The organism is Methylorubrum sp. SL192 (genome assembly GCF_026672325.1).
GTDB lineage: Bacteria > Pseudomonadota > Alphaproteobacteria > Rhizobiales > Beijerinckiaceae > Methylobacterium > Methylobacterium extorquens.
This window is the reverse complement of record NZ_JAPPQV010000003.1, coordinates 2,934,472-2,958,960: the sequence shown is the minus strand read 5'-3', so window position 1 is coordinate 2,958,960 and position 24,489 is coordinate 2,934,472. Positions and strand designations below refer to the sequence as shown.

General features: G+C 70.0%; 17 protein-coding genes. 5 read left to right on the top strand and 12 right to left on the bottom strand.

All coding sequences use genetic code 11. From position 1 onward, the window contains the following. Positions 1-135: 135 nt before the first annotated feature. From sfnG to OVA30_RS14715, 5 genes are all read right to left on the bottom strand, one after another. Positions 136-1,248, bottom strand: a complete 1,113-nt coding sequence (sfnG, locus tag OVA30_RS14735; RefSeq protein WP_268175905.1) for a dimethylsulfone monooxygenase SfnG — start codon at positions 1,246-1,248, stop codon at positions 136-138. A 291-nt stretch (positions 1,249-1,539) separates the two neighbouring features. Beyond that, the gene (locus OVA30_RS14730; RefSeq protein WP_003603464.1) at positions 1,540-3,957 is read right to left on the bottom strand and encodes a penicillin-binding protein 1A; all 2,418 of its coding nucleotides are present in this window, start codon (positions 3,955-3,957) and stop codon (positions 1,540-1,542) included. A gap of 326 nt (positions 3,958-4,283) precedes the next feature. Next, the gene (locus tag OVA30_RS14725; protein WP_056503231.1) at positions 4,284-5,615 is read right to left on the bottom strand and encodes an N-acetylmuramoyl-L-alanine amidase; all 1,332 of its coding nucleotides are present in this window, start codon (positions 5,613-5,615) and stop codon (positions 4,284-4,286) included. Between the two features lie 190 nt (positions 5,616-5,805). Further along, positions 5,806-5,991: a hypothetical protein gene (locus OVA30_RS14720; RefSeq protein ID WP_003607569.1), complete on the bottom strand. Its 186-nt coding sequence runs from the start codon at positions 5,989-5,991 to the stop codon at positions 5,806-5,808. A 268-nt stretch (positions 5,992-6,259) separates the two neighbouring features. Next, entirely contained in the window at positions 6,260-6,664 is a 405-nt protein-coding gene (locus OVA30_RS14715; protein ID WP_268175904.1) for a hypothetical protein, read from the bottom strand. Between the two features lie 14 nt (positions 6,665-6,678). On the opposite strand from OVA30_RS14715, the gene OVA30_RS14710 reads away from it, so the two are divergent. Further along, on the top strand, positions 6,679-9,819 hold the full coding sequence (locus OVA30_RS14710) for an Rne/Rng family ribonuclease (RefSeq protein WP_268175903.1): 3,141 nt from the start codon (positions 6,679-6,681) through the stop codon (positions 9,817-9,819). Positions 9,820-10,322: 503 nt separating this feature from the next. Next, positions 10,323-11,207: a carotenoid biosynthesis protein gene (locus OVA30_RS14705; RefSeq protein WP_268175902.1), complete on the top strand. Its 885-nt coding sequence runs from the start codon at positions 10,323-10,325 to the stop codon at positions 11,205-11,207. Positions 11,208-11,240: 33 nt separating this feature from the next. Here OVA30_RS14705 and OVA30_RS14700 read toward each other — a convergent pair whose 3' ends face one another. From OVA30_RS14700 to OVA30_RS14690, 3 genes are all read right to left on the bottom strand, one after another. Then, on the bottom strand, positions 11,241-12,404 hold the full coding sequence (locus OVA30_RS14700) for a pyridoxal phosphate-dependent aminotransferase (RefSeq protein WP_268175901.1): 1,164 nt from the start codon (positions 12,402-12,404) through the stop codon (positions 11,241-11,243). Between the two features lie 78 nt (positions 12,405-12,482). Continuing rightward, positions 12,483-13,796, bottom strand: a complete 1,314-nt coding sequence (locus OVA30_RS14695; RefSeq protein ID WP_268175900.1) for an OprO/OprP family phosphate-selective porin — start codon at positions 13,794-13,796, stop codon at positions 12,483-12,485. Between the two features lie 125 nt (positions 13,797-13,921). Continuing rightward, positions 13,922-14,965: an HD-GYP domain-containing protein gene (locus OVA30_RS14690; protein ID WP_147018225.1), complete on the bottom strand. Its 1,044-nt coding sequence runs from the start codon at positions 14,963-14,965 to the stop codon at positions 13,922-13,924. 313 nt (positions 14,966-15,278) lie between these two features. Here OVA30_RS14690 and OVA30_RS14685 point away from each other — a divergent pair, with 313 nt between their 5' ends. Further along, positions 15,279-16,058 carry a DsbA family protein gene (locus tag OVA30_RS14685; protein WP_003604931.1) on the top strand — a complete coding sequence of 260 codons (780 nt, stop codon included), beginning with the start codon at positions 15,279-15,281 and terminating at the stop codon, positions 16,056-16,058. Between the two features lie 66 nt (positions 16,059-16,124). Here the strand turns inward: OVA30_RS14685 and OVA30_RS14680 are convergent, their stop codons facing one another. The 4 genes from OVA30_RS14680 to OVA30_RS14665 form a co-directional block, all read right to left on the bottom strand. Then, positions 16,125-17,306: a mechanosensitive ion channel family protein gene (locus OVA30_RS14680; protein WP_268175899.1), complete on the bottom strand. Its 1,182-nt coding sequence runs from the start codon at positions 17,304-17,306 to the stop codon at positions 16,125-16,127. Positions 17,307-17,788: 482 nt separating this feature from the next. Next, positions 17,789-19,525, bottom strand: coding sequence for an AMP-binding protein (locus OVA30_RS14675; RefSeq protein WP_268175898.1), 1,737 nt, complete (start codon positions 19,523-19,525; stop codon positions 17,789-17,791). A gap of 99 nt (positions 19,526-19,624) precedes the next feature. Further along, the gene (locus OVA30_RS14670) at positions 19,625-20,425 is read right to left on the bottom strand and encodes a hypothetical protein (RefSeq protein WP_268175897.1); all 801 of its coding nucleotides are present in this window, start codon (positions 20,423-20,425) and stop codon (positions 19,625-19,627) included. Continuing rightward, a complete protein-coding gene (locus tag OVA30_RS14665) occupies positions 20,422-21,915 on the bottom strand; it encodes a leucyl aminopeptidase (RefSeq protein ID WP_268177499.1) in 1,494 nt (497 codons plus the stop codon). The genes OVA30_RS14670 and OVA30_RS14665 overlap by 4 nt, the downstream gene beginning before the upstream one ends. A 291-nt stretch (positions 21,916-22,206) precedes the next feature. On the opposite strand from OVA30_RS14665, the gene lptF reads away from it, so the two are divergent. Continuing rightward, on the top strand, positions 22,207-23,376 hold the full coding sequence (gene lptF, locus OVA30_RS14660; RefSeq protein WP_012254867.1) for an LPS export ABC transporter permease LptF: 1,170 nt from the start codon (positions 22,207-22,209) through the stop codon (positions 23,374-23,376). A gap of 10 nt (positions 23,377-23,386) precedes the next feature. After that, on the top strand, positions 23,387-24,475 hold the full coding sequence (lptG, locus tag OVA30_RS14655) for an LPS export ABC transporter permease LptG (RefSeq protein ID WP_060770957.1): 1,089 nt from the start codon (positions 23,387-23,389) through the stop codon (positions 24,473-24,475). Positions 24,476-24,489: the final 14 nt, after the last annotated feature.

Here is a 24,489-nt window from a genome sequence, read left to right as displayed (position 1 = left end):
CCCCCTCATCCTGAGGTGGCGGCGCGAAGCGGCGCCCTCGAAGGATCCTCCAGGGATCGCGCGGGATCTGGAGGGTCCTTCGAGGCTGCTGCGCAGCACCTCAGGATGAGGATGGGGGTGGGACGAGCGTAAGGGTCAGGCCGCCTCGGCCCGGCGCTCGCGGGCGGCTTCCAGCGCGCGCACCCGCGGGATCACGTGCTCGCCGAAATACTGCACCTCCTCTTGGAAGTGCAGGAAGGCGAGCAGCGCGAGATCGACGCCGGCATCCTTGAGGGCAAGGATGCGCTCCGCGATCTGGTCCGGCGTGCCGATCAGGTTGGTCTTGAAGCCGTCGTTGTACTGGACGAGATCCTCGAAGCTGGATTTTGCCCAGTTGCCTTCGCCCTCGGGCGAGGCCGCGCCGGCGTTCTTCACCTCGTGGCCGAAGGCCTTCACCGCGTCCGGATCGGCGTTCTCGATGATCTCCTGAAGGACGGCGCGGGCCTCCTCTTCCGTCTCGCGGGCGATGACGAAGGCGTTGACGCCGACCTTCACGGAATGGCCGTTCGCCTGCGCCTTGGCCCGCAGATCCTCGACCTGCGCCCGCACACCCTCCGGGGTGTTGCCGTTGGTGAAGTACCAATCGGAGACGCGGGCGGCCATGTCGCGGGCGGCGCGTGAGGAGCCGCCCTGGAAGATCTCCGGCAGGTTCGGCCCCGGCTTCGGCTTCAGGGTGTAGTTCGTGTAGCGGTAGAAATCGCCGCGGAAGCTGAAGGCATCCTGGGTCCAGATCCCACGCAAGGACCGGATGAACTCCTCCGAGCGGCGGTAGCGCTCGTCGTGGTCGAGCCAGGGCTCGCCGATCGCCCGGAACTCGCCGGAGAACCAACCCGAGACGATGTTGACCGCGATCCGCCCTTCCGTGAGCTGGGAGATCGTGGCGATCTGCTTGGCCGCCAGCGTCGGGTTCCAGGGGCCGGGCAGGATCGCGGCGATCACCGTCAGCCGGGTCGTGGCGGCGGCGAGCGCGTGGCTGAAGGCGACCGATTCGTGCTGATACTCGGCGCCGTAGCCGGCGGTGAAGCGGATTTGGGTCAGGGCGTAGTCGAAGCCCGCCGCCTCCGCGATCTGCGCGAGCTTGCGATTATAGTCCGCGTCCCAGCTCGTGCGCTGCGCGATCTTGCTGATGACGAGGCCGCCCGAGACGTTGGGCACCCAGTAGGCGAAGCGGATCGGCTCGGACGCGGAGGGCGGGTTCGGAACGGACATGGTGGCGCGGCGCTCGCTCTGAGAAGCGTTGTTCTGAAACATTTCGAGATGACGATGGTTTTATCTGAGTCATCATCGCGTTGACTCCAATCATCGTCTCGGAACAACCTGTCGTCAAAGGAATGATCGAGCGTTTTTTCAGCTCATCGCGAAAGCTCGTTCTTCGTCGTACGGCATCCGGGCGAAGAACGTTTTCGTTGAATACGATCCACCGCAAGAGCGCTTTGAAACGAAAAGAGCCGCCCCGGTCGGGGCGGCTCTTGGTCTATCGCAGGTTGGGGCGGCGGGTCTTCAGTAGACGCCGCCGGCCTGGGCGGCGGCGCCCGCATCGGGCGGCACCGCGGCGGGGGCGGACGGGGCGACGTAGGAGTCCGGCGGGGCGGTGCCGGGCTTGAACGCCTCCAGGATGGTGCCGCCGCCCTCGCCCGAGCCGGCGCGGGTGCCGGAGGAGGCGTTGACGCGGATCAGCTTGATCCCCGCCGGGACGCGGAACGGGGTCGGCGGCTTGTCCTTGAGCGCCACCTTCAGGAAGTCGAGGACGATGGGGGCGGCGAGCCCGCCACCGGTCGCCCGGTCGCCGAGCGAGCGTGGCTTGTCGAAGCCGAGATAGACGCCGACCGCGAGATCGGGGGAGAAGCCCACGAACCACGCATCCTTGGCGTCGTTCGTCGTGCCGGTCTTGCCCGCGAGCGGCTTGCCGATCTGCTTGAGCAGGGTCGCGGTGCCGCGCTGGACCACGCCCTCCATGATCGAGACCATCTGGTAGGCGGTGAGCGGGTCGAGCACCTGCTCGGACTGGTCCACGAGCTTGGGCTCGTCCTGGCCCGACCACTTCTCCGCGTCGCAGCCGACGCATTTGCGGTTGTCGTGGCGGTAGATCGTCTCGCCGGTGCGGTCCTGGATGCGGTCGATCAGCGTCGGGCGGATGCGGCGCCCGCCGTTGGCGAGCATCGAGTAGGCGGTGACCATGCGCATTACCGTGGTCTCGCCGGCGCCGAGCGACATCGGCAGCACGGGCAGCAGGTCGTCGTAGACGCCGAAGCGGCGGGAATACTCGGCGATCAGCGGCATGCCGATATCCTTGGCCAGCCGCACCGTCATCAGGTTCTTCGAGTGCTCGATGCCGTAGCGCAGGGTGTGCGGACCGCCGGACTTGCCGTCGTAGTTCGAGGGCGACCATGCCTCCTGGCCGGGGCCGGCCTCGATGGTGATCGGCGCATCCTGCACCACCGAGGACGGGGTGTAGCCGTTGTCGAGCGCCGCCGAGTAGACGATCGGCTTGAACGAGGAGCCGGGCTGGCGCATCGCCTGCGTCGCGCGGTTGAACTCCGATTCCTCATACGAGAAGCCGCCGACCATGGCGTGGACGCGCCCCGTATAAGGGTCCATCGCGACGATGGCGCCCGACACTTCGGGCTTCTGGCGCAGGCGGTAAGTGCCCTTGGCCGGATCGATCGCCTCGACATAGACCACGTCGCCGGGCTTGACCGCGGCGGCGACGGCGCGGCCGGTCCACTTCACCCCCTCGGCGGTGATCGCGCCGGTCTCGCGCTCCTTCGAGAGCGAGCCGCCGGCCTCGCGCTTGGGCTGGAGCCCGATCTGCGCCACGCCGCCATTGGTGTTCAGCACCACGGCGAGCCGCCAGGGGGCGATGTCGCCGAGCGCGGGCATCTCGGCCACCGCCAGGCCCCAGTCACGGCCGGTGAGATCGACCTTATGCTCGGCCCCGCGCCAGCCGCGGCCCTGATCGTAGCGCACGAGGCCGTCGATGAACGCCTTGCGCGCCCAGGCCTGCATCTTCGGGTCGAGGGTGGCGCGCACCGAGAGGCCGCCCTCGTAGAGCTTGCTCTGGCCGTAGCGCTCGGAGATCTCGCGGCGGACCTCCTCGGTGAAGTAGTTGGCGTTGGCCGCGTTCGGGAAGGCGACGCGCGGGTTGACGCCGAGCGGCTGCTTCTTGGCCTCGGTGCCCTCCTCGGCGGTGATGTAGCCGTTCTGGGCCATCAGGCCTATGATCTCGTTGCGCCGCGCCAGCGCCTGCTGCGTGCGCCGGTAGGGGTGGTAGTTGTTCGGCCCCTTCGGCAAAGCGGCGAGATAGGCCGCCTCGTTGATCGTCAGCTCGTGGACGGACTTGCCGAAGTAATCCAGCGCCGCGGCGGCCACGCCGTGCAGGTTGCGGCCGGGGACGATGGTGCCGAGGAAAATCTCGTTGAGGTAGAGTTCGAGGATCTTGTCCTTCGAATAGGCCGACTCGATCCGCAGCGCGATCAGCGCTTCCTTGATCTTGCGGTCATAGGTCTGCTCGGCCGAGAGCAGGAAGTTCTTGGCCACCTGCTGGGTGATGGTCGAGGCGCCCTGCTTCTTGCCGGACTGGGCGTTGGTGAGGATCGCGCGGACGATGCCCTCGGGGTCGATGCCGCCGTGCTTGTAGAAGTTCTTGTCCTCCGCCGAGAGGAAGGCGGCGACGACGATCTTCGGCATCGCCTGGATCGGCAGGTAGAGGCGGCGCTCGTGGGCGTATTCGGCCAGAAGCGAGCCGTCCGCCGCGTGAACGCGGGTCATCACCGGCGGCTCGTAATTGGCGAGCGCGGCGTGGTCCGGCAGGTCCTGGCTGTACTTCCAGTAGAAGAACGCGCCGACCGCGGCGGCGAGGCAGAACACCACCGCACCGGCCGAGAACAGGAAGGCGAAGAATCGCAGGATGAAACGCATCCGGGGTCCGTTCCGTCGCTCGTCCGCTGCGCGCCGATGAAGGCCAAGCGCGAGGGCCTGCCGCGGGCTCTGATGAGGCCCCGCGCGGCCGCGCCTCTTGTCAGGCGGACGGGGGGCTCGTCGAGCCCCGTATCGACACCGGCTCTATGGTGAAACTGGGGCGATGCAAGGAGACCGCTCGAAAGCGCTCCCCTTAAGCTTTCGTCGGCCTCAGTCGCCGGCGCCCGCCTCCGCGGGCTCAGGCTTTCGCTCCGCTCGACGCCTCGGCAAAGGCCGAGGCACGCTCCGCGCGGCGCTCTTCGCGCCGTGGAGCCGTGTCCGGCTCCTCAGGGTCGGAACGCGATCGCGCTTTTCCCGTTCTCGGCGGAGCGCGCTCCGATCGCCACCGGACGCGAAAGCGTGGCCCGGCCGGAGAAGAACAGGTCCACGGCCTTGGCCATCGAACCCGTCACCCGCATGCGCCACTCTTCCGATTGCAGCTTCTCGAGGTCGCTCTTGCTCGACAGGTAGCCGAGTTCGATCAGCACGGAGGGCACGTCGGGCGAGCGCAAAACCCTGAAGCCGGCCTCGCGGTGGGGCTTCGTGCTCATCTCCATTACCGGGGAGAGTTGGCCCATCAGCCGCCCGGCAAAGCCCGAGGAGAAGCCGCGGGTCTCGCGCAGGGTCAGTTCCTGGAGGATGTCCGCGACCTCCGCCGGGGCTTCGCCGGATTCGGTGCCGGCGGCGGCGTCGGCCCGGTTCTCGCGCTCGGCGAGCCGGGCGGATTCGCCGTCGGTCGCCCGCTCCGAGCCGGTATAGATCGTGGCGCCCTTCACCTGGGGCGCGGCTGAGATCGAATCGGCGTGGATCGAGACGAACAGGTCGGCCTTGGCGTCGCGGGCAATGCGCACCCGCTCGGCCAGCGGCACGAACACATCGCGGTCGCGGGTCATCAGCAGGCGGTAGCGGCCGGAGGCTTCCAGGCGCTCGGCAAAGGATTGGGCGAAGCCGAACACGATGTCCTTCTCGAACACCCCCGTGGCGGCGATGGCGCCGGGATCGGTGCCGCCGTGGCCGGCATCGATGACGATGAGCGGGCGCGTGTCGGCGGTCTCGCGCACGGGCGCGGCCTTGCCCGCGGCAGCCGGGCTCGGATCGCCCGCGACCGCCGCCTTGCGGAAGGTGTCGCGATCGACCTTGCGGAAGGGAATCGAAACCAGAACCGCGCCCTCGCGGGTCTTGACCGTCTCGATCGCCTCGACCACGGCGGGCCCGGTGAGATCGACCACGATGCGCGAGCGGCCCGGGGCGAACAGGCCGTAGCGGAACGAGGCGATGGCACCGTCGCGCTTGCGGCCGCTCATCTTGGCCGGCTCCTTGCCCGGCTCCTGGTCGAGCTGGAAGTTGACCTCGGGCAGATCGATCACCGCCCGGTCCGGCCGCTCCATCACGAAGGCGCGGGCCTCGATCGCCTTCGACAGGGTGAGGGTGAGCCGGGTCGTGCCGTCCCGAGTCGCGGTCTCGGCGGCGATCGCCACCGCCGCGCCGCCGGGCTGCGGGCTGCCGGGGCCGTCTTGAGCCGGCACGGGGCCGGCGGCCAGCACCAAGCCGCCCGCGAGCGCGAGGACGGCGATGGGGCGGACAAGTCCGGTGCGGGGCAGGCGGGTGCTGTGCGGCATCGGGCGGCCAAGGGTCCGGGGAAGCCTCCGATACGAGATACGGCCGAGATGGTTAACCGTTCCTCACTTCGCCCCCGCCGATCCCGGCGCCGCTGTTGTGCGAGGGCGACACCGCCTGCGGCGTCCCATGTCCTGTCCCGCCCTCCCCCTCAGGATGAGGGCGGTGGATGGGATGTCCCTGGCCGGCGGGTCAGGCGCGGCTGTCGGGGGCTTCTCGCTCGGCCGCCTCGCCGTCGGGCATCTCCCAGGCCCGCTGCCAGACGGCGTGGGCGTCCGAGCCCTCCGGGTGCGGGTTGGCGGTGGCCGGGTCGCCCCGGTAGCGGGCCTCACGCCCCTCCTTCGCCACCGCGGCGAGCGATTGATCCGGAAGCGACACCGCGAAGCCCTCCCCTGCTATCCCGACGGGATTTCTGCCATTCCAACGGGTTCGCCGGGTTCAAGCCCGCGGGGCGGCCTCCGGTTCACGGGAACGTGCGGACGATGGCGCGCTTGCCTGACGAAGTGCCGGGGGCCGTCATACGGAACCCTTGCAATTCTCCCGCGACACTCTGTAATGATATCGACCCCATTCCCGGGTTGGCGCTTCGGCGGCCCCCGGGCGCGCCCGGGGCATGTCGGCGCCCACCTCGCTCGAATCAGCAGCGTCAGTCGGCGCCTCCCGGCATCCGGGCGGGTGTCACGGCATTCGCGGCCTCCCGATCATTCCGGGTCGGCCGTGCCCATGAAATCTGTACGGGCCGCTTGCCGGCCCACCATCTTCGCGAGGCCGGATCAGGATGGGAGGACGCACAGCATCGGTTGCCGCTGCTCGTGCCGAAGGCGCGCGGTTTTCGCGTCGCCTCGCCCCTTCCGTCGCCCCGGCCCTGTTCAACCCCCACCGCGCCGATGCCCGGCGCGTCAAGGCGGTTGACGGCAATCCCCTCCCCCGCATCCACCGCGACCTCGGCGACGAGGCCGGCACGCGCCCATCTCCTTCCGGCCCGCAGGCCGGGGGCGGCGCCGCCGGGACCAAGCGGCGCGAGCGTGAGGAGAACGACGTCGGCCGCCATGTCGAAAGCACGTCATGGCCAACAACAAGATGCTCATCGATGCGATGCATCCGGAGGAGACCCGGGTCGTCACAGTCCAAGGCTCGCGGGTCGAGGAATTTGATTTCGAGGCGGCCAACCGCCGGCCTCTGAGGGGCAACATCTATCTCGCCAAGGTCACCCGCGTGGAGCCCTCGCTCCAGGCGGCCTTCGTCGAGTACGGCGGCAACCGCCACGGCTTCCTCGCCTTCAACGAGATCCACCCCGACTACTACCAGATCCCGATGGCCGACCGCCTCGCGCTGATCGAGGCCGAGGCGCGCGAGGAAGAAGAGCACCGCGAGCGCGAGGAGCGCCGTCCGCCGCGGGGCCGCCGCTCGCGCGGGCGCCGGGCCGAGGCCCGCGGTTCGCGCCCCGACGACACGGTGAAGTCGCAAGAGGCGGTGTCCGACGCAGGGTCCGAGGACGCTGCGATCCCCGGTGAGGGCCAGGCCGCCGACGCGCCCGCGCCGGAGGCGATCGAGGCGGTGCGGTCCGCTCTCGTCGAAGGACGGATCGAAGAACGGAACGACGAGCGGAGCGAGGGCGACGCGGCGTCCGCACCGGTCGAGGCCGGCGGCGATGCCTCCGCGAGCCTGCCCGAGGCGGCTTTGGAGCCCGGCCCCTCCGCCGGCGAGGCGCCGGCTGACGAAGCCGCCGCGGTCGAGCCCTCCGACATCGCCGCGATCTCCGAGGCGCCGAACCCGCCCGTCGAGGCCGCGGAATCCTCCGAGTCCGCGCCCGCCGAGGCCGATTCCGCCGAGGCAGAGACGGTCGAGCCGCAGCCCGTCGCCGCCAGCGCGCCCGTCTCCCAGGCCGAGATCGAGGAAGCCGACGCGGATTCCGACGAGGACGCCGAGACCGACGATTCGGACGACGAGGACTCGGAGGATGACGAGTCCGACGACGAGGATGAGGACGACGATTCCGAGGACGACGATTCGGACGACGAGGACGACGACGAGGACTCGGAGGACGGCGAGCCGCGCGTCGCGCAGGTCGGCGGCTCGGGCGATGCGCTCGCCGAGCTCCCCGAGCGTCCGCGCGCCTATCGCCGCCACTATAAGATCCAGGAGGTGATCAAGCGCCGCCAGATCATCCTCGTCCAGGTCGTCAAGGAAGAGCGCGGCACCAAGGGCGCGGCGCTCACCACCTACCTGTCGCTGGCCGGCCGCTACTCGGTGCTGATGCCGAACACCGGACGGGGCGGCGGCATCTCGCGCAAGATCACCTCGGCCGCCGACCGCAAGCGCCTCAAGGAAGTGGTCGCCGACCTCGACGTGCCGGACGGGATGGGGATCATCCTGCGCACGGCCGGCGCCTCGCGCACCAAGCCCGAGATCAAGCGCGACTTCGAGTACCTGATGCGCCTGTGGGAGAGCGTGCGCGAGCTGACGCTGTCCTCGACCGCCCCGGCGCTCGTCTACGAGGAGGGCTCGCTGATCAAGCGGGCGATCCGCGACCTCTACAACAAGGATCTCGACGAGGTTCTGGTCTCCGGCGAGGACGCCTACCGCGAGGCCAAGGACTTCATGCGGATGCTGATGCCCGGCCAGTCCAAGGTGGTGAAGCCCTACCGCGATCCAACGCCGATCTTCGCCCGCTACGGCGTCGAGCAGCAGCTCGACGCGATGTTCTCGACCCACGTCGCGCTGCGCTCCGGCGGCTACCTCGTCATCAACCCGACCGAGGCGCTGGTCTCGATCGACGTGAACTCGGGCCGCGCGACCCGTGAGCACGACATCGAGGACACCGCGCTCAAGACGAACCTCGAGGCGGCCGAAGAGGTCGCCCGGCAGGTGCGCCTGCGCGATCTCGCCGGCCTCGTCGTGATCGACTTCATCGACATGGAGGAGAAGCGCAACAACCGGGCGGTGGAGAAGCGGCTCAACGAGGCGCTCAAGAACGACCGGGCGCGCATCCAGGTCGGGCGGATCTCGCCCTTCGGCCTGCTTGAGATGAGCCGCCAGCGCATCCGCACCGGCGTGCTCGAATCTTCCTCGATCCCCTGCGCCCATTGCGGCGGCTCGGGCTTCGTGCGGGCGACCTCCTCGGTGGCGCTGCACATCCTGCGCTCGATCGAGGAGGTGCTGCTCAAGTCGGCGAGCCACAACGTCGTGCTGCGCACCCGCACCGAGACGGCGCTCTACATCCTCAACCAGAAGCGGGCGCATCTCTTCGATCTCGAGCAGCGCTTCTCGGTCACGATCACCATTTCCGCCGACGACCGGCTCGTGGCGACCTCCGCCTTCCAGCTCGAACGCGGTGAGCCGGCGGTGAAGCACGAGGGCCCGGTGACGGGCGTGCGCGCCGTGGCGATCTCGCCGGTCTACGAGGCCGAGGAGTTCGAGGACGAGGCGGCCGAGAGCCAGGAGACCGAAGAGGTCGAGACCGAGGTCGAAGCGGAGGCTGAGGGCGCGTCCGAGGAGCGCCCCGCCGCCGACGCGTCCGAGGAGGGCGGTGGCCGTCGCCGCCGTCGCCGTCGCCGTCGCGGTGGCCGCGCCTCCGGTGAGGGCGAGGCCCGCGCGCGGGACGAGGACGGGACCGACAGCGAGGACGGAGCCGAGGACGGCGCGGAGGACGGCGACGATGCGCCCGATTCCGAGCCGGAGGCCGTCGAGGCGGCTCTCGGCGCTGCGTCCGAGCCGGACGAGACCGCATCGGACGCCGACGCCAACGGCGAGGACGCCAACGGACGCCGCCGTCGCCGCGGACGCCGGGGCGGTCGCGGCCGCGGCCGGACCGAGCGCAATGGCCGTTCGGATTCCGAGCAGGATTCCGATGCCGACGAGGTGCGGGCCACGGAGGAGTCCGAGGCGCATCCCGAGGAGACCGCCTCCGATACCCTGCCGGTCGGCCCCGAGGAGCCGTTCAACGATGCCGATGTGAGCACCGTCTCGCTCGCCGCCGAGAACGGCGCCGCGGCCGAGCCGCCGCCGGTCGTCCGCGCGCCGGAGCTCGAGCCGATCCAGGTCGAGTCCTTCGCCGAGGCCGCGACCGAAGCGGCAGCGCCCAGCCCGGCCAACGCCGAGCCCGCGCCGGAGCCCGTCGCGGTGGTGCTGACGCCGCCGGACCCGAACCGTCCCAAGCGGGCCGGCTGGTGGTCGCGCACCAAGGCGGCGTTGTCGGGGGAGTGAGGCGCGGCGCGGGATCGCGGATCCCGCGCACGGCTCCTGATGCGTCCTAATGGTTGCGAAGCGGGGTCCGGCTCAGCCGGGCCCCGCTTCGCGTATTGAGGTTTGCCGGAACTCGGACGACGAGCCTGTGCCCAGCTTCGAGAAGGGCCGGATGCGGTGCTGACGGACGCCGAGGAACTGACAGGCCAAGCGGCTGCCATCCAGCATGTGTCGGTTTACAGGTTCCCCCGAAACGACGGGGAGCCACAGCGCGAATGAGACGCGCAGGCAGGTGCCGTGGCCGCCACGACGATGGTGATGACCACGGGGACAGTTCGCCGACCCTTTCGGTGTGCATCCGCCGACGCGTAAGCCGGTCACTGTCGAAGATGCGCCGTGCTGAGGGCGGCGCGAGAGGCAGGTGCCGCTTGGGAGAAGCCGAGTGGCCCGGCCGGCGAACGGTTGACCAATCCGACCCGCTACGGTTGTAGACTCTCGGGATTCTCCCGATCGAGGTGCGGGCGGTGGCACGGTTTTGCTCTTGGCTGGCCTTCTCGGCCCTCCTGCTGGCCGTCGTCTACCAGGGCGGTCGAACGACGATCCTGGCACAGGGCATCGCGGCGCTCTCCATCGTCGTGCTGTTCCTGCATGCGCTGCTGACCCTCGGCGTGATCAGGGCGGGCGCCTTCCTCGCGATCTGCCTCACGGTGACCTTCGCGATCGAGAATCTCGGCGTCGCCACCGGATTTCCCTTCGGGGCCTACGAATTCCTTGTCGCGCCCGATCTCCCGCATGTGGGCGCGATCCCGGTCATCGTCGGGCCGCTCTATTTCGGGATCGGCTATCCCGCCTGGATCATCGCCTGCCTGCTTCTGGGAACCGATGTCGGCGGTCCGGCGAACCGCCGGGAACTCGCGTTTACGCCCGTCGTCGCGGCCTTCACCCTGACGCAGTGGGACGTGGTCATGGACCCGGCCAGCGCCACGATCGGACGGGCTTGGGCCTGGTTCGAGAGCGGCGGCTATTTCGGCATCCCGCTCTCGAACTTTTTCGGCTGGTTCCTGACGACGTGGCTGTTCTTCCAGGGCTTCGCCCTGTTTGCCTATCGAGATCGAGGCCGGCGTCAGAGCATCCGGCGGAGCCCGGCCTTCCTGGCGGTGCCGGTGTTGCTCTACGCCGCCTCCGCGCTCTGCCACCTGCCGCCGCTTCTCGACCCTGACACGGCGGTCGTGGATGCCGGCGGACGCTGCTGGTCTTCTGCCGACATCCGCGAGACGGCGGCGATCATGGCCCTGTTCACTATGCTCCCGGTCGCCGTTGTCGCCTTGATGAAGCTGGCAGGGATGGCGGACCCGCTGGGCGCGGAAACGGTTCGTGCGGACCGGCCCACGCATTTTCTGGCCTCCTGAAGGGGGCGAGCCGCGAACCGCTCCGCCAGCGGCTCAGCCCAGCCAACCCTTCAGCCGCGCCACCGCCTCGGCGCATTCGGCGTTCGAGCCGGCGAAGGAGAAGCGGATGTGGTGGCTGCCCTCCTCCGGGTCGAAGTCGAGGCCCGGGGTTGCGGCGACGCCCGCCTCCTCCAGCATCCGCCGGCAGAAGGCGCTCGCGTCGTCGGTGTGCCGGGCGATGTCGGCGTAGAGATAGAAGGCCCCGTCCACCGGGTGGATGTCGCTGAAGCCGAGGGACGGCAGTGCGTCGAGGAGCAGGGCGCGGTTGGCCGCGTAGCCCTCGCGGATCGCGACGATCTCGTCGAGGGTGTCGAAGGCGGCGAGCGCCGCGATCTGCGAGAGATAGGGCGCCGAGATGTAGAGGTTCTGCGCCAGCCGCTCGATTCCGCGGACCAGCGCCTCGGGCACCACCATCCAGCCCACCCGCCAGCCGGTCATGCAGTAGAATTTCGAGAAGGAGTTGATGACCAGCGCGTTCGCATCGAATTGCAGCGCGGTTGCCGTCGGCACGCCGTAGCTGAGGCCGTGATAGATCTCGTCGGAGATGAAGGGCAGCGAGAGCGCCCGCGCCGTGGCGCAGAGTTCGGCAAGCCGGGTCGGCTCGATCACCGTGCCCGAGGGGTTGGCCGGGCTCATCACCAGCAGGCCGGAGAGGGGCTGCGCCGCATGGACCGCGCGCACCAGCGCGGGGGTCGGGGCGTAGCGGTCCTCCGCACGCAGGGTCAGCGGCTGCGGGATCAGGTCGAGGGCGCGCAGGATGCCGTCATAGGCCGGGTAGCCGGGGCGCGGCACGCCGATCCGGGCGCCCGCATCGAACAGGGCGAGGAAGGCCAGCACGAAGCCCGCCGAGGAGCCCGTCGTCACCACCACCCGCTCCGGCGAGAGGCTGACGCCGTAGGTCTCGGCGTAGTGCCGGGCGATGCGCTCGCGCAGGCGCGGAAGCCCGAGCGCTTCGGTGTAGGGGATGCGCCCGTCGGCGAGCGCTCCTTGCGCCGCCGCGATCACCGCGCGGGGCGCGGGCGCCGAGGGCTGGCCGACCTCCATGTGCACGACGCCTTCCCCGCGCCGCTCGCGGGCGCCGGCGGCGGCCATCACGTCCATCGCCAGGAAGGGCGCCACGGCCTGCGCGCGGCGCGAGAGGGCGGGATCGGGGCTCAAGGGCGAGGCTCCTCACGGGAGAGGCGGGACCCCGGTCAGGTAGACCCTGCCGGCGCCCCGCTCAACCGCGGGAGGCGTCTACCAGGTGAGCTGCGCCCGGCCGATGAAGAGGTCGGCGTCGACGGTGCGGCGGCCGAAGTTCAGCGATTCCGCCGACGGTTCGGCATGCGAGCGGATGTAGTCGAAGACGAAGCGGATGTTGGGCTCGGGATACCAGTTCGCGCCCGCGGTGAAGTCGTGCTCGACGCCGCCGCGCACCTCACGGGATTCGAGGTCGATGGCGCTGTAGCGGACCCCGAGTTCGAACAGGCCGGTGCCGCCGCGGCTGACTCGCTGACGTTCCTCGACGGTGACGCCGGTGAAGACGCCGTACTCGCTGCCATAGGTCGGCACGACCCGGTAGGGCCGGCCCTTGTCGTTGAGCACCACCGAAGCCTGGATGTAGCCGCCCTGGAACAGCAGCGGCGGGCGTCCGTCGCGGCGCTCGATATCGGTGAGGATGTACTCGCCCTGGAGCCGGAACGGACCTTGCTGCCACGCCGCCTCGACACCGACCCGGCCGATCGCCGTGGCGTCGCGGATTGTCCGGGTGTTGACGAGCGGGCGGGCGAACAGGAACGCCTCCGAGCGGCTCGACAGGCTGAGGCTGCTGTCGTCGTCGCCCAGCGTCCGATAGCTGCCGGCGAGGCCGAGATGCAGCACGTCGTTCTTGTTCTCGGAGAGCCACGGCGTGTAGGTCAAGCGGGTGGTCGAGGCGATCCCGTTGTTCTGCAGGCCGGTGTTGATGTTGCCGCCGAACACGCCCGTCACCGCGGTCCAGTTGGCGCCGTGGGTACCGATGGCGGAGCCGAAGTTGCGCGCCGGGGCGAAGGCGTCGGCCTGGGAGCGCTCGGTGAACTGGCTGACATTGTCGCTGATGAGCTGATCGAGGCTGAACGGCTCCTTGAAGTTGCCCTGGGTGATGATGACGTCCTGAAAGCCCTTGTAGGCGACGATGGCGTCGCTCACCGGCACGCGCCGCTCGTTGAAGTCGTACTGGAAGGCGAATTCGGAGTCCTTGAGGTTGTAATAGGTCTCGATCCAGGCCCGGCGGATCGCCGCCGGCTCCTCGAACACCGTGCCGAAGCCGCGCTGCTGCACATGGCCCGTGCCGAAATCCCCCTGGAGCCGGCCGCCGATGCGGAATGTGCTGCCGTCGTCGAGCCGGACCGTGATGCCCTTCTCGTCGAGGGTCACGGGCGGCTTGGCCTCGGCCTTCTTGCGGGACGTCTCGTCGGCCGCGGCGGGGCCGGCGGAGCAGGTCAGGACCGAGGCGAGGGTCGAGACCGCGGCCAGGGCGAGGCTTGGGGCGGCGGCGGAAGCAAGGCAGCGGAGGGCGCGGCGGGGCGGCATCGGAACATCCAAGGCGGGGCAGGTCATGCTTAACCTTTGATGGTTTTGATGACCCGTGTACGACGCCTGGGATGAAAAGGCGGCCCTCGACCGCCGATACCGCGCGCTCGTTGCCGGAGGCCGCGTCAGGGCACCGTCTGCACCGCCCGGCCGAAGGCCTGCACCAGCCCACCCTCGAGCTTGCCCTGCATGCTCGACAGGATCGAGAGCGCGTCGCGGCTCGCCATCGGCACCTTGTAGGGGCGCCGCTCGATCAGGGCGGCATAGATGTCGCAGATCGTCAGCAGCCGCACGGGGTCGCCGATCGCGTCGGCGCAGAGCTTGTCCGGGTAGCCCGAGCCGTCGAGCATCTCGTGATGGTGGCGCGTCACCGCGAGCGTGATCGGGTCGCAGCCGCCGGACGCCATCAGAATCTCGTGGCCGATCGGTGCGTGGGTCTGCATCACCGCCCGCTCGTCGTCGTCGAGCCGGCCGGGCTTGTTGAGCACGGCGAGCGGGATGCGCGACTTGCCCACGTCGTGCACCAGCGCGGCGCGGGTCATGAGCTGCTTGTCCGTGGCGGAGAGGCCGAGATTCTGGGCGAAGGCGGCCACGACGCCGGAGACCAGCAGGCAGTGCTGGAAGGTCACGTCGTCGTGTGCCCACACCTCGTCGAGCCAGCGCGACAGGCCGCCCTCGTGGATGGCGTCGAGCACCGGGGCGATGCCCCGCTCCACGCTCGGCAGGTCGATCGGACCGGTCTGCGCCGATTCGAACAAGCGCGTCATCAGCGTACCCGCCCGCTCGGCCTCGCGGGTCACCACGAGGTCGGCCACCGACTTCTCGGGCCAGACCTCGCGCACCAGCGAGCCCACCACCATCCGCGGCTCGGCCAGCGCCGACAGGCACAGGGTGGCCCCGAGGTTGCGCGCCTCGGTGAAGGCGGATTGCTCGTTGCCGCGGGTCAGGCAGATCAGGGGCGCGCGCGTGCGTGCGGGGCGGCTCGCCAGCAAGCGCAGGCAGCGCTTGGCTTCGGGGCGGCTCAGGGTGATGTCGGCGATCACACCGCGGAAGGGGCCGATCCGGGCCCAGGTCTCGTCGGTGCCCACGACCCGGCACTCGGCGACCGCGCGCACGGCATCCACCAGGGACTGGCTTCGATCCGGGCGGTCGCTCAGCACGACGATCACGCTGCCCTCCCCGTTCCGGCCGAATCGTTGCTTGCCTGGAAGTTGCTTGGCTGGAACTTGAGGTGCATCATTTAGCAAATCGCTAAAATCGAACGACTTTCGGTTGCGCGGCCGGACGGGGCGGTCGCCGCGAAATCGCCGCAGCCCGGGAGCAGGTAACGGCGCGAGACCCTTCAGGGGGCTCCCGTCCGGATCAGATTCGGGTCGGCGCGGCGGATGCGCCGTGCCATAGTTTCGTCGGCGGGGCCGGTGGGAACGCCGTGTCGCTGGTCCCGGCCGGGATGTCGTCCCCGACATGCATTTCGAGGTATCGATGAAGCTCTTCCGCTCCGTTTCCGTCTTCGCCCTCGCCGGCGGCCTTGCGCTCGGTGCGGCCGTCGGCGCCCGCGCGGAGGATGCCGCCCCCTTCACCGACGCCCAGCGCAAGGCGATCGAGGGGATCGTCAAGGACTACCTCGTCAAGAACCCGGACGTGCTGCAGGAGGCGATCGCCGAGGGCGAGCGCCGCGCCCAAGAGACGCAGAAGCTCGCCCAGGCCGCCGCGCTGAAGGAGTCGCGCGAGGCGCTGACGAACTCGCCCCACGGCATCGTCGCCGGCAACCCGAACGGCGACGTCACCGTGGTCGAGTTCTTCGATTACAATTGCGGCTATTGCCGCAAGGCCTTCACCGACGTGCAGACCCTGATCAAGTCCGATCCGAAGCTGCGCGTGGTGCTCAAGGACTTCCCCGTGCTCGGCGCCGAGTCGCTGGAGGCGAGCCGGATCGCGCTCGCGGCCAAGCTCCAGCTCAAGCCGGAGAAGATGTTCGACTTCCACGCCAAGCTGCTCGAGACCAAGGGCCGCATCAACGGCGAGCGGGCGATCGCGGTGGCCAAGGAATTCGGTGCCGACGTGGAACGCCTGAAGAAGGACGCGCAGGGGCCGGAGGTGAAGGCCGCCCTCACCGAGAATGTGGGCCTCGGCGACAAGCTCAGCCTCTCGGGCACCCCCGCCTTCGTGATCGGCGACGAGATCCTGCCCGGCGCGGTCGGCGTCGAGCCGATGCGCAAGACCATCAGCGACATCCGCCAGTGCGGCCACGCGAGCTGCTGAGCCGCTGCTCTCGACGGAAAGAAACAAGGGCCCGGTGCGGATCGACCGCACCGGGCTCTTCTTCGTTCAGGCCGCCGCGGCGCGGGGATCGCTTTGGAGCGGGCGCTCGCCGCGGATGCTGGTCTCGTTGCCGGCCTCGGGCCGTGCCTGGCCACCGGGATAAGGCGGATCGGGGTTCACCCATTCCGCCCGCTGGCGCGGCAGGGCGCTGGGATGCTCCTTCTGCAGGAAGCCGATCATCTTCTCGCGCACCTCGCAGCGCAGATCCCAGGTCTGCGGCGCGTTGCGGGCGCTCACCAGCATCCGCAGCTCGATCACGCCCTCCCGCGCGTCCGAGACCTGCAGGTTGACCACGTTGCCGTCCCACAGCCGGGACGCCCCGGCGATCCGCCGCAATTCCTTGCGCATCGCCTCGATCGGCGCCCGGTGATCGACGTAGAGGAACACCGAGCCGATCAGCGAAGCGCCCTCGCGGGTCCAGTTCTGGAACGGCTTCTGGATGAAGTAGGTCAGCGGCAGGACGAGGCGGCGCCAGTCCCACAGCCGCACGACGACGTAGGTCGCGTTGATCTCCTCGACCCAGCCCCACTCGTTCTCGACGATGACCGCGTCCTCGATCCGGATCGGCTGGGTGATGGCGATCTGGATGCCCGCCACGAGGTTGGAGAGCACCGGCTGCATCGCCAGCCCGAGGATCAGCCCGGCCGCGCCCGCCGAGGCGAGCAGGCTCACCCCGTATTGCCGCACCGGCTCGAAGGTCATCAGCGCGATGGCGATGGTGACGATGGCCACCAGCGTCAGCGCCGCTCGCTCGAGGATGCGCATCTGGGTGAAGTGCTTGCGGGCGAGCAGGTTGTCTTCCGCATCGAGCTTGAACCGGCGCAGGTAGATCACGGTGGCGATGTGGATCGCGGTGGCGCAGGTCCAGCCCGCGAGCGTCACGAAGGCGACGAGCAGCACCTGATTGAGGACGAGCCGGATCTGCCAAGTGAGCGGCGCGGTGGAGACCGCGAGCGTCAGGCTCATGACCAGCAGCGCGAGCCGGCTCGGACCGCGGGTGCGTGACACCAGCGAGCGCCAGAACAGGCTCTTCCCGCTCACCGCCCTCTGCGCGAAGCGATAGGCCACCCCGTGCAGGGGCAGCACCAGCGCGCAGCAGCCGGCCACCAGGATCGGGCTCGCCACCCACCAGGGCCATTGGACGATCCAACCGATCAGCTCGTCGAAGAATGCGTGGGCTTGCGCCATCGATATCCTCTCGCGGCCGATCCTGCCGGCGAAGGATGCGAGCCGGGCGAGCCCCCGGTATTGCCCGAGGTCCCTTCGCCCGAGATCCCTTCGCCGGAAGGACCACACCGGGGGCAATGATCGCTGACGGACACGGTTCCGCACTGCACAATAGCCCGGAAATCCGCTCCGGCCGGGCGCAGTTTTCTGCCTGAAGCAGCCTCCGTGAAGCCTGCCAGCGCCCTCGTATCGAGGGTGACGGCGCGAGGTTTCACGAGCCGTTGCAACAGGCCGAACGGCTCTTCCGGAGCCTTGCACGAGGCCGCGCCGGCACGGCCTGCGGCCGCCGATGATCGGCGACCCGGACGCCCGTGCCGCGATCGCGAAGGTCTGGGACGTGCGGCGCTGCCTCGCCCTCATCGGGGGCCCGATACCCGGCGCGGACGACCGCCCGCTGTTGCGGGTCGATCGGATCGTCGGCGCATGCGGCCGGGGCTGAGCCTTCAGCCCGCCGCTGGCCCGCTGTCCCGCAGGGCCCGGCGCAGCACCTTGCCGACATTGGTCTTGGGCAGGCTGTCCTGGATCACGATCCGGCGGGGCACCTTGTAGCCGGTGAGGCTCGCGCGGGCATGCGCCCTGAGCGCGTCCGGCTCCACGGACGGATCGCGCAGGACCACGTGGGCGACGACCATCTCGCCGCTCTCGCCGCAGGGCGCGCCGACCACGGCGCATTCGACCACCGCCGGGTGGGTGGCGAGCACGTCCTCGACCTCGTTCGGGTAGACGTTGAAGCCGGAGACGAGGATCATGTCCTTCATCCGGTCGACGATGCGGATCTGCCCGTCCGGCGTCATCACCGCCACGTCGCCGGTGCGGAAGAAGCCGTCGGCGGTCATCGCCGCCCGCGTCTCCTCCGGGCGGTTCCAGTAGCCGGCCATCACCTGGGGGCCGCGCACGCAGAGTTCGCCGGGCACGCCGAAGGGCAGCACCGTGCCATCCTCGGCGCGGATCGTCACCTCCGTCGAGGGCAAGGGATAGCCGATCGTCCCGGTCCAGTCGGCGAGCCCGAGCGGGTTGACGCTCACCACCGGCGAGGTCTCCGACAGGCCGTAGCCTTCGAGGATGGTCTGGCCGGTGATCGCCTTCCAGCGGGCGGCCACCGCCGACTGCACCGCCATGCCGCCGCCGACCACGTACTCCACGTTTGAGAAATCGACCGTGCCGATCTTCGGGTGGTTGTTCAGCGCGTTGAACAGCGTGTTCACCCCGGCGAAGTTGGTGAAGCGGGTGCGGCTGAGCGTCTTCACGAAGCCGTCGAGATCGCGCGGGTTCGGGATTAGCAGGCAGCAGCCGCCGAGCCGGAAGAAGAACAGGAAGCAGGCCGTCAGCGCGAAGATGTGGTAGAGCGGCAGCGCCGTCACCGCCACGTGCCCGTCCCCCTCCCCCGCCGGGCCGCGGAACCACGCCCGGCTCTGCTCGACATTGGCCATGATGTTGCGGTGGGTCAGCATCGCCGCCTTGGCGATGCCGGTGGTGCCGCCGGTATATTGCAGGAAGGCGACGTCGCCGGGCTCGATCGCGACCGAGGGGCGCTTGAGGCCGCGGCCCGCCCGCACCACCGCCTCGAACCGCAGGGTCCGCCTGGCCGGTAGGGTGTAGGGCGGCACCGCCCGCTTCACCCGCCGCGAGACGAGATCGACGATCCGTCCCTTCAGCCCGAGCAGGTCGCCGGGGCCCGCCACGACGATCCGCTCCAGGCTCGGCATCTGCGGCAGCGCCTGCGCGACCGTGTGGCAGAAGTTCTCCAGCACGAAGAGGACGCGGGCGCCGGAATCGTTGATCTGCGCGGCGAGTTCGCGCGGGGTGTAGAGCGGGTTGACGTTGACGACGGTGCAGCCCGCCACCAGCACGCCGAGCAGCGAGACGGGACAGGCCGGGACGTTGGGCATCATCACCGCGATGCGGTCGCCGATGCCGTCCACACCCGTCTCGCTGCCCTTGCCGGCCTTGCCGTAGCCGTTGGCGGCGAGCCACGCCGCCACCGCCTGCGCCGCGGCGCCGACCTCGCGGTAGCGCAGGCTCGCGCCGAAGCAGGTGACCGCCGGACGCTCGGCGAAGCGCAGCACGCTGCGGTCGAACAGATCGACCACGGTGCCGACGGAATCGACGTCGATGTCGGCGGGAATGCCGGGGGGATAGGCGGCCAGCCAAGGACGCTCCGCGCTCCGGTCCTGCGCCATCCTTGTCCCTCCTGCCCTGTGGCACGCGGCTTATGAGGGCCGGGCTCAGCCCGGCTCCGCCGCTTCCCGTCGTGGCTTAAGCGTTTCCGGCGCGTTCGATCAAGCCACGCCCACCCGCGCGGCTTGAGGTGTCACCCGAGTCGTCCGCTGCGGCCGCAGGCGGGCGGCCATGAGCAGCCCATGCGGCAGAGCGGCGAGCGTCAGCACCAGGGCGGCCACGACGAGGTCGCGGGCGTCGAGCGGGCGGCGCGGCCACGGGCCGAACCCGGCATCGCGGGCGAGCCCGATCACGGCGGCGGCGAACCACAGCGCCAGGAAGCCCGCGACCCATCCCAGTAGCGCCCGCCCGGCCCCACGCCAGCGGCTCCCGCTGCGCGCCGGACCCGGCCGGCCGACCAGACGCGCGCCGAGCCCCATGGCCAGCCCGAACAGGCCCGCGGCGGCCCCTGCCCCCATCGCATAGGCGATCACCATCGGCGTGCCGTTGAGGAAGGCACCGCTGCCGGTGGCGAAGCCGGCCCGCAGGACGAGGCCGCCGAAAGTCGGGTGCAGGCTCGCCGCCAGGAACAGCGCGAGGCCGATCCCCCCGCCGACGACCCGCCGGACCAGCGAGGCGGAGCCCGGCGCCAGCATGACGGCCAGGATGCGGGTGAGCCCGTAGACCAGCGCGAAGACGAAGAGCGGGTAGCGGTCGAGGAAGAAGCCGTAGAACCGCGCCGCCACGTCCGGCGGCATCGCGCTGCGTTGATCGAAGCCGGTGAGGAAAGCAACGAACAGGGCGGTCAGCGCCGCCAGCAGCGGCGCCGCGGCGATGGCCAGACTGCCCCGTTCCGAGCGCGAGGCGCGCGCCTCCGCCGGGCCGGCCTCCGGGCCGGCGGAGAGCGCTCCGGTGCGGCTCACCGCTCGTAGTGTTCGCGCACGAGCCGGTCGAGCAGGCGCACGCCCCAGCCCGCGCCCCAGCTCCGGTTGATCTCGGAGGGGGTGGAGGACATGCCGACGCCGGCGATGTCGAGATGGGCCCACGGCACGTCGTTGACGTAGCGCTTGAGGAAGGCGGCCGCCGTGGCCGCGCCGCCGTGGCGCCCGCCGGTGTTCTTCATGTCGGCGAACTTCGAGTCGATCGCCTTGTCGAAGGCCGGGATCAGCGGCATCCGCCACACCTTCTCGCCCGCCGCCTCGCCGGCCGCGGTGATCTGGCCTGAGAGCGCGTCGTCGTTGGAGAACAGGCCGGCGATGTCCTGGCCGAGCGCGACGATGATCGCGCCGGTGAGGGTGGCCAGATCGATCATCGCCTTGGGCTTGTAGGTCGCCTGGACGTGCCAGAGCACGTCGGCGAGCACGAGGCGGCCTTCCGCGTCGGTGTTGATGACCTCGATGGTTTGCCCTGAGAGCGAGGTGACGATGTCGGAGGGGCGGTAGGCCGCACCGTCGGGCATGTTCTCGACGATGCCGATGGCGCCGATCACGTTCGCCTTGGCCTTGCGCGAGGCCAGGGCGTGCAGGGTGCCGACGACGGCGGCCGAGCCGCCCATATCGCCCTTCATGTCCTCCATGCCGCCGGCCGACTTGATCGAGACGCCGCCGGAATCGAACACCACGCCCTTGCCGATCAGGGCCAGAGGCGGCTCCGCGGCGTCGTCCGCCCCGTTCCAGCGCATGATGACCACCCGCGGCTCGCGGGCCGAGCCCTGCGCCACCGCGAGCAGGGCACCCATGCCGATCTCCTTCATCCGCGCCACGTCGAGGATCTCGACCTCGACGCCGAGCTGCGTCAGCTCGGAGACGCGCCGGGCATATTCCTCGGGGTAGAGGACGTTCGGCGGCTCGTTGACGAGGTTGCGGGCGAGGATCACGCCCTCGGCGACCGCCTCGGCGCTCCGCGCGGCAGCCTCGGCCGCGGACGGGTCGGCGACCCGCAGGGTCAGCGCGGCACCCGCCTCGTCCTCGTCCTTCTTCTTGGTCTTGTACTGGTCGAAGCGGTAGCTGCGCAGGCGTGCGCCCAGGGTGAAGTCGGCGACATCGCGGGCGCTGGCGGCGAAACCGGGCCCGTCGATCACGACGCGGGCGCTGCGGGCGCCGACCTTGCCGGCGGTGAAGCCGCCCAGCACGGTCCAGTCGATCTTGGCCCGGTCCTTCTCCGATCCCAGCCCGATCACCACGAGCCGGTCGGCCTCCAGCCCCGCCGGAGCCGGGAGGACCAGCGCGCTCTGCGCCTTGCCCTTGAAGCGCTCGCTCGCCGCGGCGCGGGCGACCAGCTCGGTGCCGGGCTGGCCGAGCGCCTCGGAGGCGGCACCGGTCAGGGCGAGGTCGTCGCCCACGAACACCACGAGGTCGCCCCCCGTGCCGCGCGACGACAGCGGCTCAAAGGTGATTTCGATCCCACCGGCCATGATGCTCTTCGCTCTCAACCCGTCTTCCGCCGGCTCCTCCGCGTGCCCCGCGAAAACCGGCGAACCTGTGTACCCGCTGAAACGCAGAACGCAACGCGGGGACGGGGCGCAGGACCCGTGCCCGCTGGCCGCGTGCCTCGAGGGAGGTTGAACTCGCCGTGCTGCTTCCGGTCCTCCCCGCCGCGAAACGGCCTCATTCCAAGCGCCCGAAGCCGGCAGTATCGGCGCCTTGTCCCTTGCATGGGGTGCCGCTCGCGGTGAGTGAATGAAGGACCGGTTCGGGCGGCGCGGATGACGCAGATCGAGCGCTACATATTCAGGATCGCGCTCGGGGCCTTCCTCACCTGCCTGATCGGCCTCACCGGCACGATCTGGGTGACGCAGGCCCTGCGCGAACTCGACCTCGTCACGGCCAAGGGGCAGACGCTCCTCGTCTTCCTGTTCATCACCGCCCTGTCGCTGCCGACGCTGATCACGGTGATCGCCCCGGTCGCCCTGTTCATTGCCTGCGTCTACGCGCTGAACAAGCTCAACGGCGATTCCGAGCTGATCGTGATGTCGGCCGCCGGCATGCCGCCGCGCCAGTTGCTGCGCCCCTTCGCGACCCTGGCCTTCGCGATCAGCGTCGTGGTCGCCTTCCTGACGATCCAGGTGATGCCCTCCTCCTTCCAGGAGCTGCGCGACGTGCTGACCCGGGTGCGGGGGGATTTCGTCGCCAACGTCGTCAAGGAGGGCCAGTTCACGGCGCTCGACAACGGCATCACCTTCCATTTCCGCGAGCGCGGCGCCGACGGCTCGCTCCAGGGCCTGTTCATCCAGGACAAGCGCGAGGCCGGCAAGGCGGTGGTCTACCTCGCCGAGCGCGGGCGCGTCAGCGAGGTCGATGGGCAGACCTATCTCGTGCTGGAAAAGGGCAGCATCCACCGTCAGCAGAAGGACAGCCGCGATTCCTCGATCGTGAGCTACGAGCGCTACGCCGTCGATCTCGCCGCCTTCACGCCGCCGGATTCCGAGACGGTCTACAAGCCGCGCGAGCGCTCGACCATGGCGCTGCTCTTCCCCGATACGGGCGAGGGCTATTACCGCCTGCAGAAGGGCCGCTTCCGGGCCGAACTCCACGACCGGCTCTCCGCCTGGCTCTACCCACTGGCGCTGGCCTTCATCGCGTTCGCCGCTCTGGGCGATCCGCGCACCACGCGCCAGGGCCGGGGCTTGGCCGTGGCCGGCGCGGTCGTGGGCGTGATCGCACTGCGCATCGCCGGCTTTGCCGCGAGCAGCGCGGCCGTGCGCAGCCCCGGCGCGGTGGTGGCGATCTACGCCGCGCCGCTCGGGGCGATCGCCCTCTCCTGCCTGCTGATCTTCGGCGGTGCCCGCACTCGCGCGATGAACGAGTGGTTCGGCCGGCTCGGGCGAAGGCTCGCCGGCAGCCTGCGGCGGCGCCCGCTCGCCGGACGGGCCTGAGGGTGCCGGCATGCTGATCGGAGCGACCCTCGGCCGCTACTTCGCGTGGCGCTTCGTGCGCACCATCCTCGGCGTGTTCCTCACCGTCTTCGCCCTGGTCTACACCCTCGACTTCGTCGAGCTGCTGCGGCGGGCGGGCGACGCGGAGGGCGCCTCGCCGGGGCTGATGGCGCAGCTCGCGCTCTACCGCACGCCCGCCGTGGCCGAGAGCGTGCTGCCCTTCGCGGTGCTGTTCGGCTCCATGGCCGCCCTGCTCCAGCTCTCGCGCAAGCTCGAACTCGTGGTGGCGCGGGCCGCCGGCATCTCGGCGTGGCAGTTCCTCCAGCCCGGCGCCTTCGTGGCGCTGGCGATCGGCGCCCTGGCGATCGGCGCCTACAATCCCCTGTCCGCGGCGCTCAAGCAGCGCTCCAGCGAGATCGAGGCGAAGATCTTCGCCAAATCCACCAAGGCCGGCACCGGCAAGGACCTGTGGCTGCGCCAGCGCAGCATCGACGGGCAGGCGATCATCCGCGCCGAGACGGCGGTCGAGGGCACGACCACGCTGGCCGGCGTCACCGTCTTCCAGTTCGACGAGGCCGGCGCGTTCGCCGCGCAGATCGAGGCGGCGCGGGCGACCCTGCACGACGGCTGGTGGGAGTTGCGCGATGTGCGCGTTCTCACACGCGATGAACCGCCCGAAAGCCACGAGGTCTACCTCGTCGCCTCGACGCTCGATCCGAGCCAGATCCGCCAGCGCTTCACCCCTCCGGAATCTGTGCCCTTCTGGCAACTTCCGGAGACCATCGCACGCCACGAGCGGGCCGGGCTGGATGCCACGCGCTACCGGCTCCAGTACGATGTGCTGCTGGCAACGCCCCTGCTCTACCTCGCGATGGTCCTTGTGGCGGCAACGGTTTCCTTAAGGTTCTTCCGCTTTGGTGGTGTCGGAAAACTGGTGCTCGGCGGGGTGAGCGCGGGCTTCGTGCTCTACGTCGCGCGGCAGGTCATGGAGGGCCTCGGCGCGTCGGGGATGGTCGCGCCGACAGTGGCGGCATGGTTCCCGGCCGTGGTAGGAAGCTTGCTCGGTACGCTCACGCTTCTCTACCAGGAGGACGGCTGATGCACGGTTGTCCG

Excerpts from the sequence above, each read along its gene's own strand:
- sfnG (WP_268175905.1), bottom strand. The coding sequence starts at position 1,248 with ATGTCCGTTCCGAACCCGCCCTCCGCGTCCGAGCCGATCCGCTTCGCC.
- OVA30_RS14675 (WP_268175898.1), bottom strand. The coding sequence starts at position 19,525 with ATGGCGCAGGACCGGAGCGCGGAGCGTCCTTGGCTGGCCGCCTATCCC.
- OVA30_RS14725 (WP_056503231.1), bottom strand. The coding sequence starts at position 5,615 with ATGCCGCACAGCACCCGCCTGCCCCGCACCGGACTTGTCCGCCCCATC.
- OVA30_RS14695 (WP_268175900.1), bottom strand. The coding sequence starts at position 13,796 with ATGCCGCCCCGCCGCGCCCTCCGCTGCCTTGCTTCCGCCGCCGCCCCA.
- OVA30_RS14685 (WP_003604931.1), top strand. The coding sequence starts at position 15,279 with ATGAAGCTCTTCCGCTCCGTTTCCGTCTTCGCCCTCGCCGGCGGCCTT.
- OVA30_RS14680 (WP_268175899.1), bottom strand. The coding sequence starts at position 17,306 with ATGGCGCAAGCCCACGCATTCTTCGACGAGCTGATCGGTTGGATCGTC.
- lptG (WP_060770957.1), top strand. The coding sequence starts at position 23,387 with ATGCTGATCGGAGCGACCCTCGGCCGCTACTTCGCGTGGCGCTTCGTG.
- OVA30_RS14665 (WP_268177499.1), bottom strand. The coding sequence starts at position 21,915 with ATGGCCGGTGGGATCGAAATCACCTTTGAGCCGCTGTCGTCGCGCGGC.
- lptF (WP_012254867.1), top strand. The coding sequence starts at position 22,207 with ATGACGCAGATCGAGCGCTACATATTCAGGATCGCGCTCGGGGCCTTC.
- OVA30_RS14730 (WP_003603464.1), bottom strand. The coding sequence starts at position 3,957 with ATGCGTTTCATCCTGCGATTCTTCGCCTTCCTGTTCTCGGCCGGTGCG.
- OVA30_RS14715 (WP_268175904.1), bottom strand. The coding sequence starts at position 6,664 with ATGGCGGCCGACGTCGTTCTCCTCACGCTCGCGCCGCTTGGTCCCGGC.
- OVA30_RS14710 (WP_268175903.1), top strand. The coding sequence starts at position 6,679 with ATGGCCAACAACAAGATGCTCATCGATGCGATGCATCCGGAGGAGACC.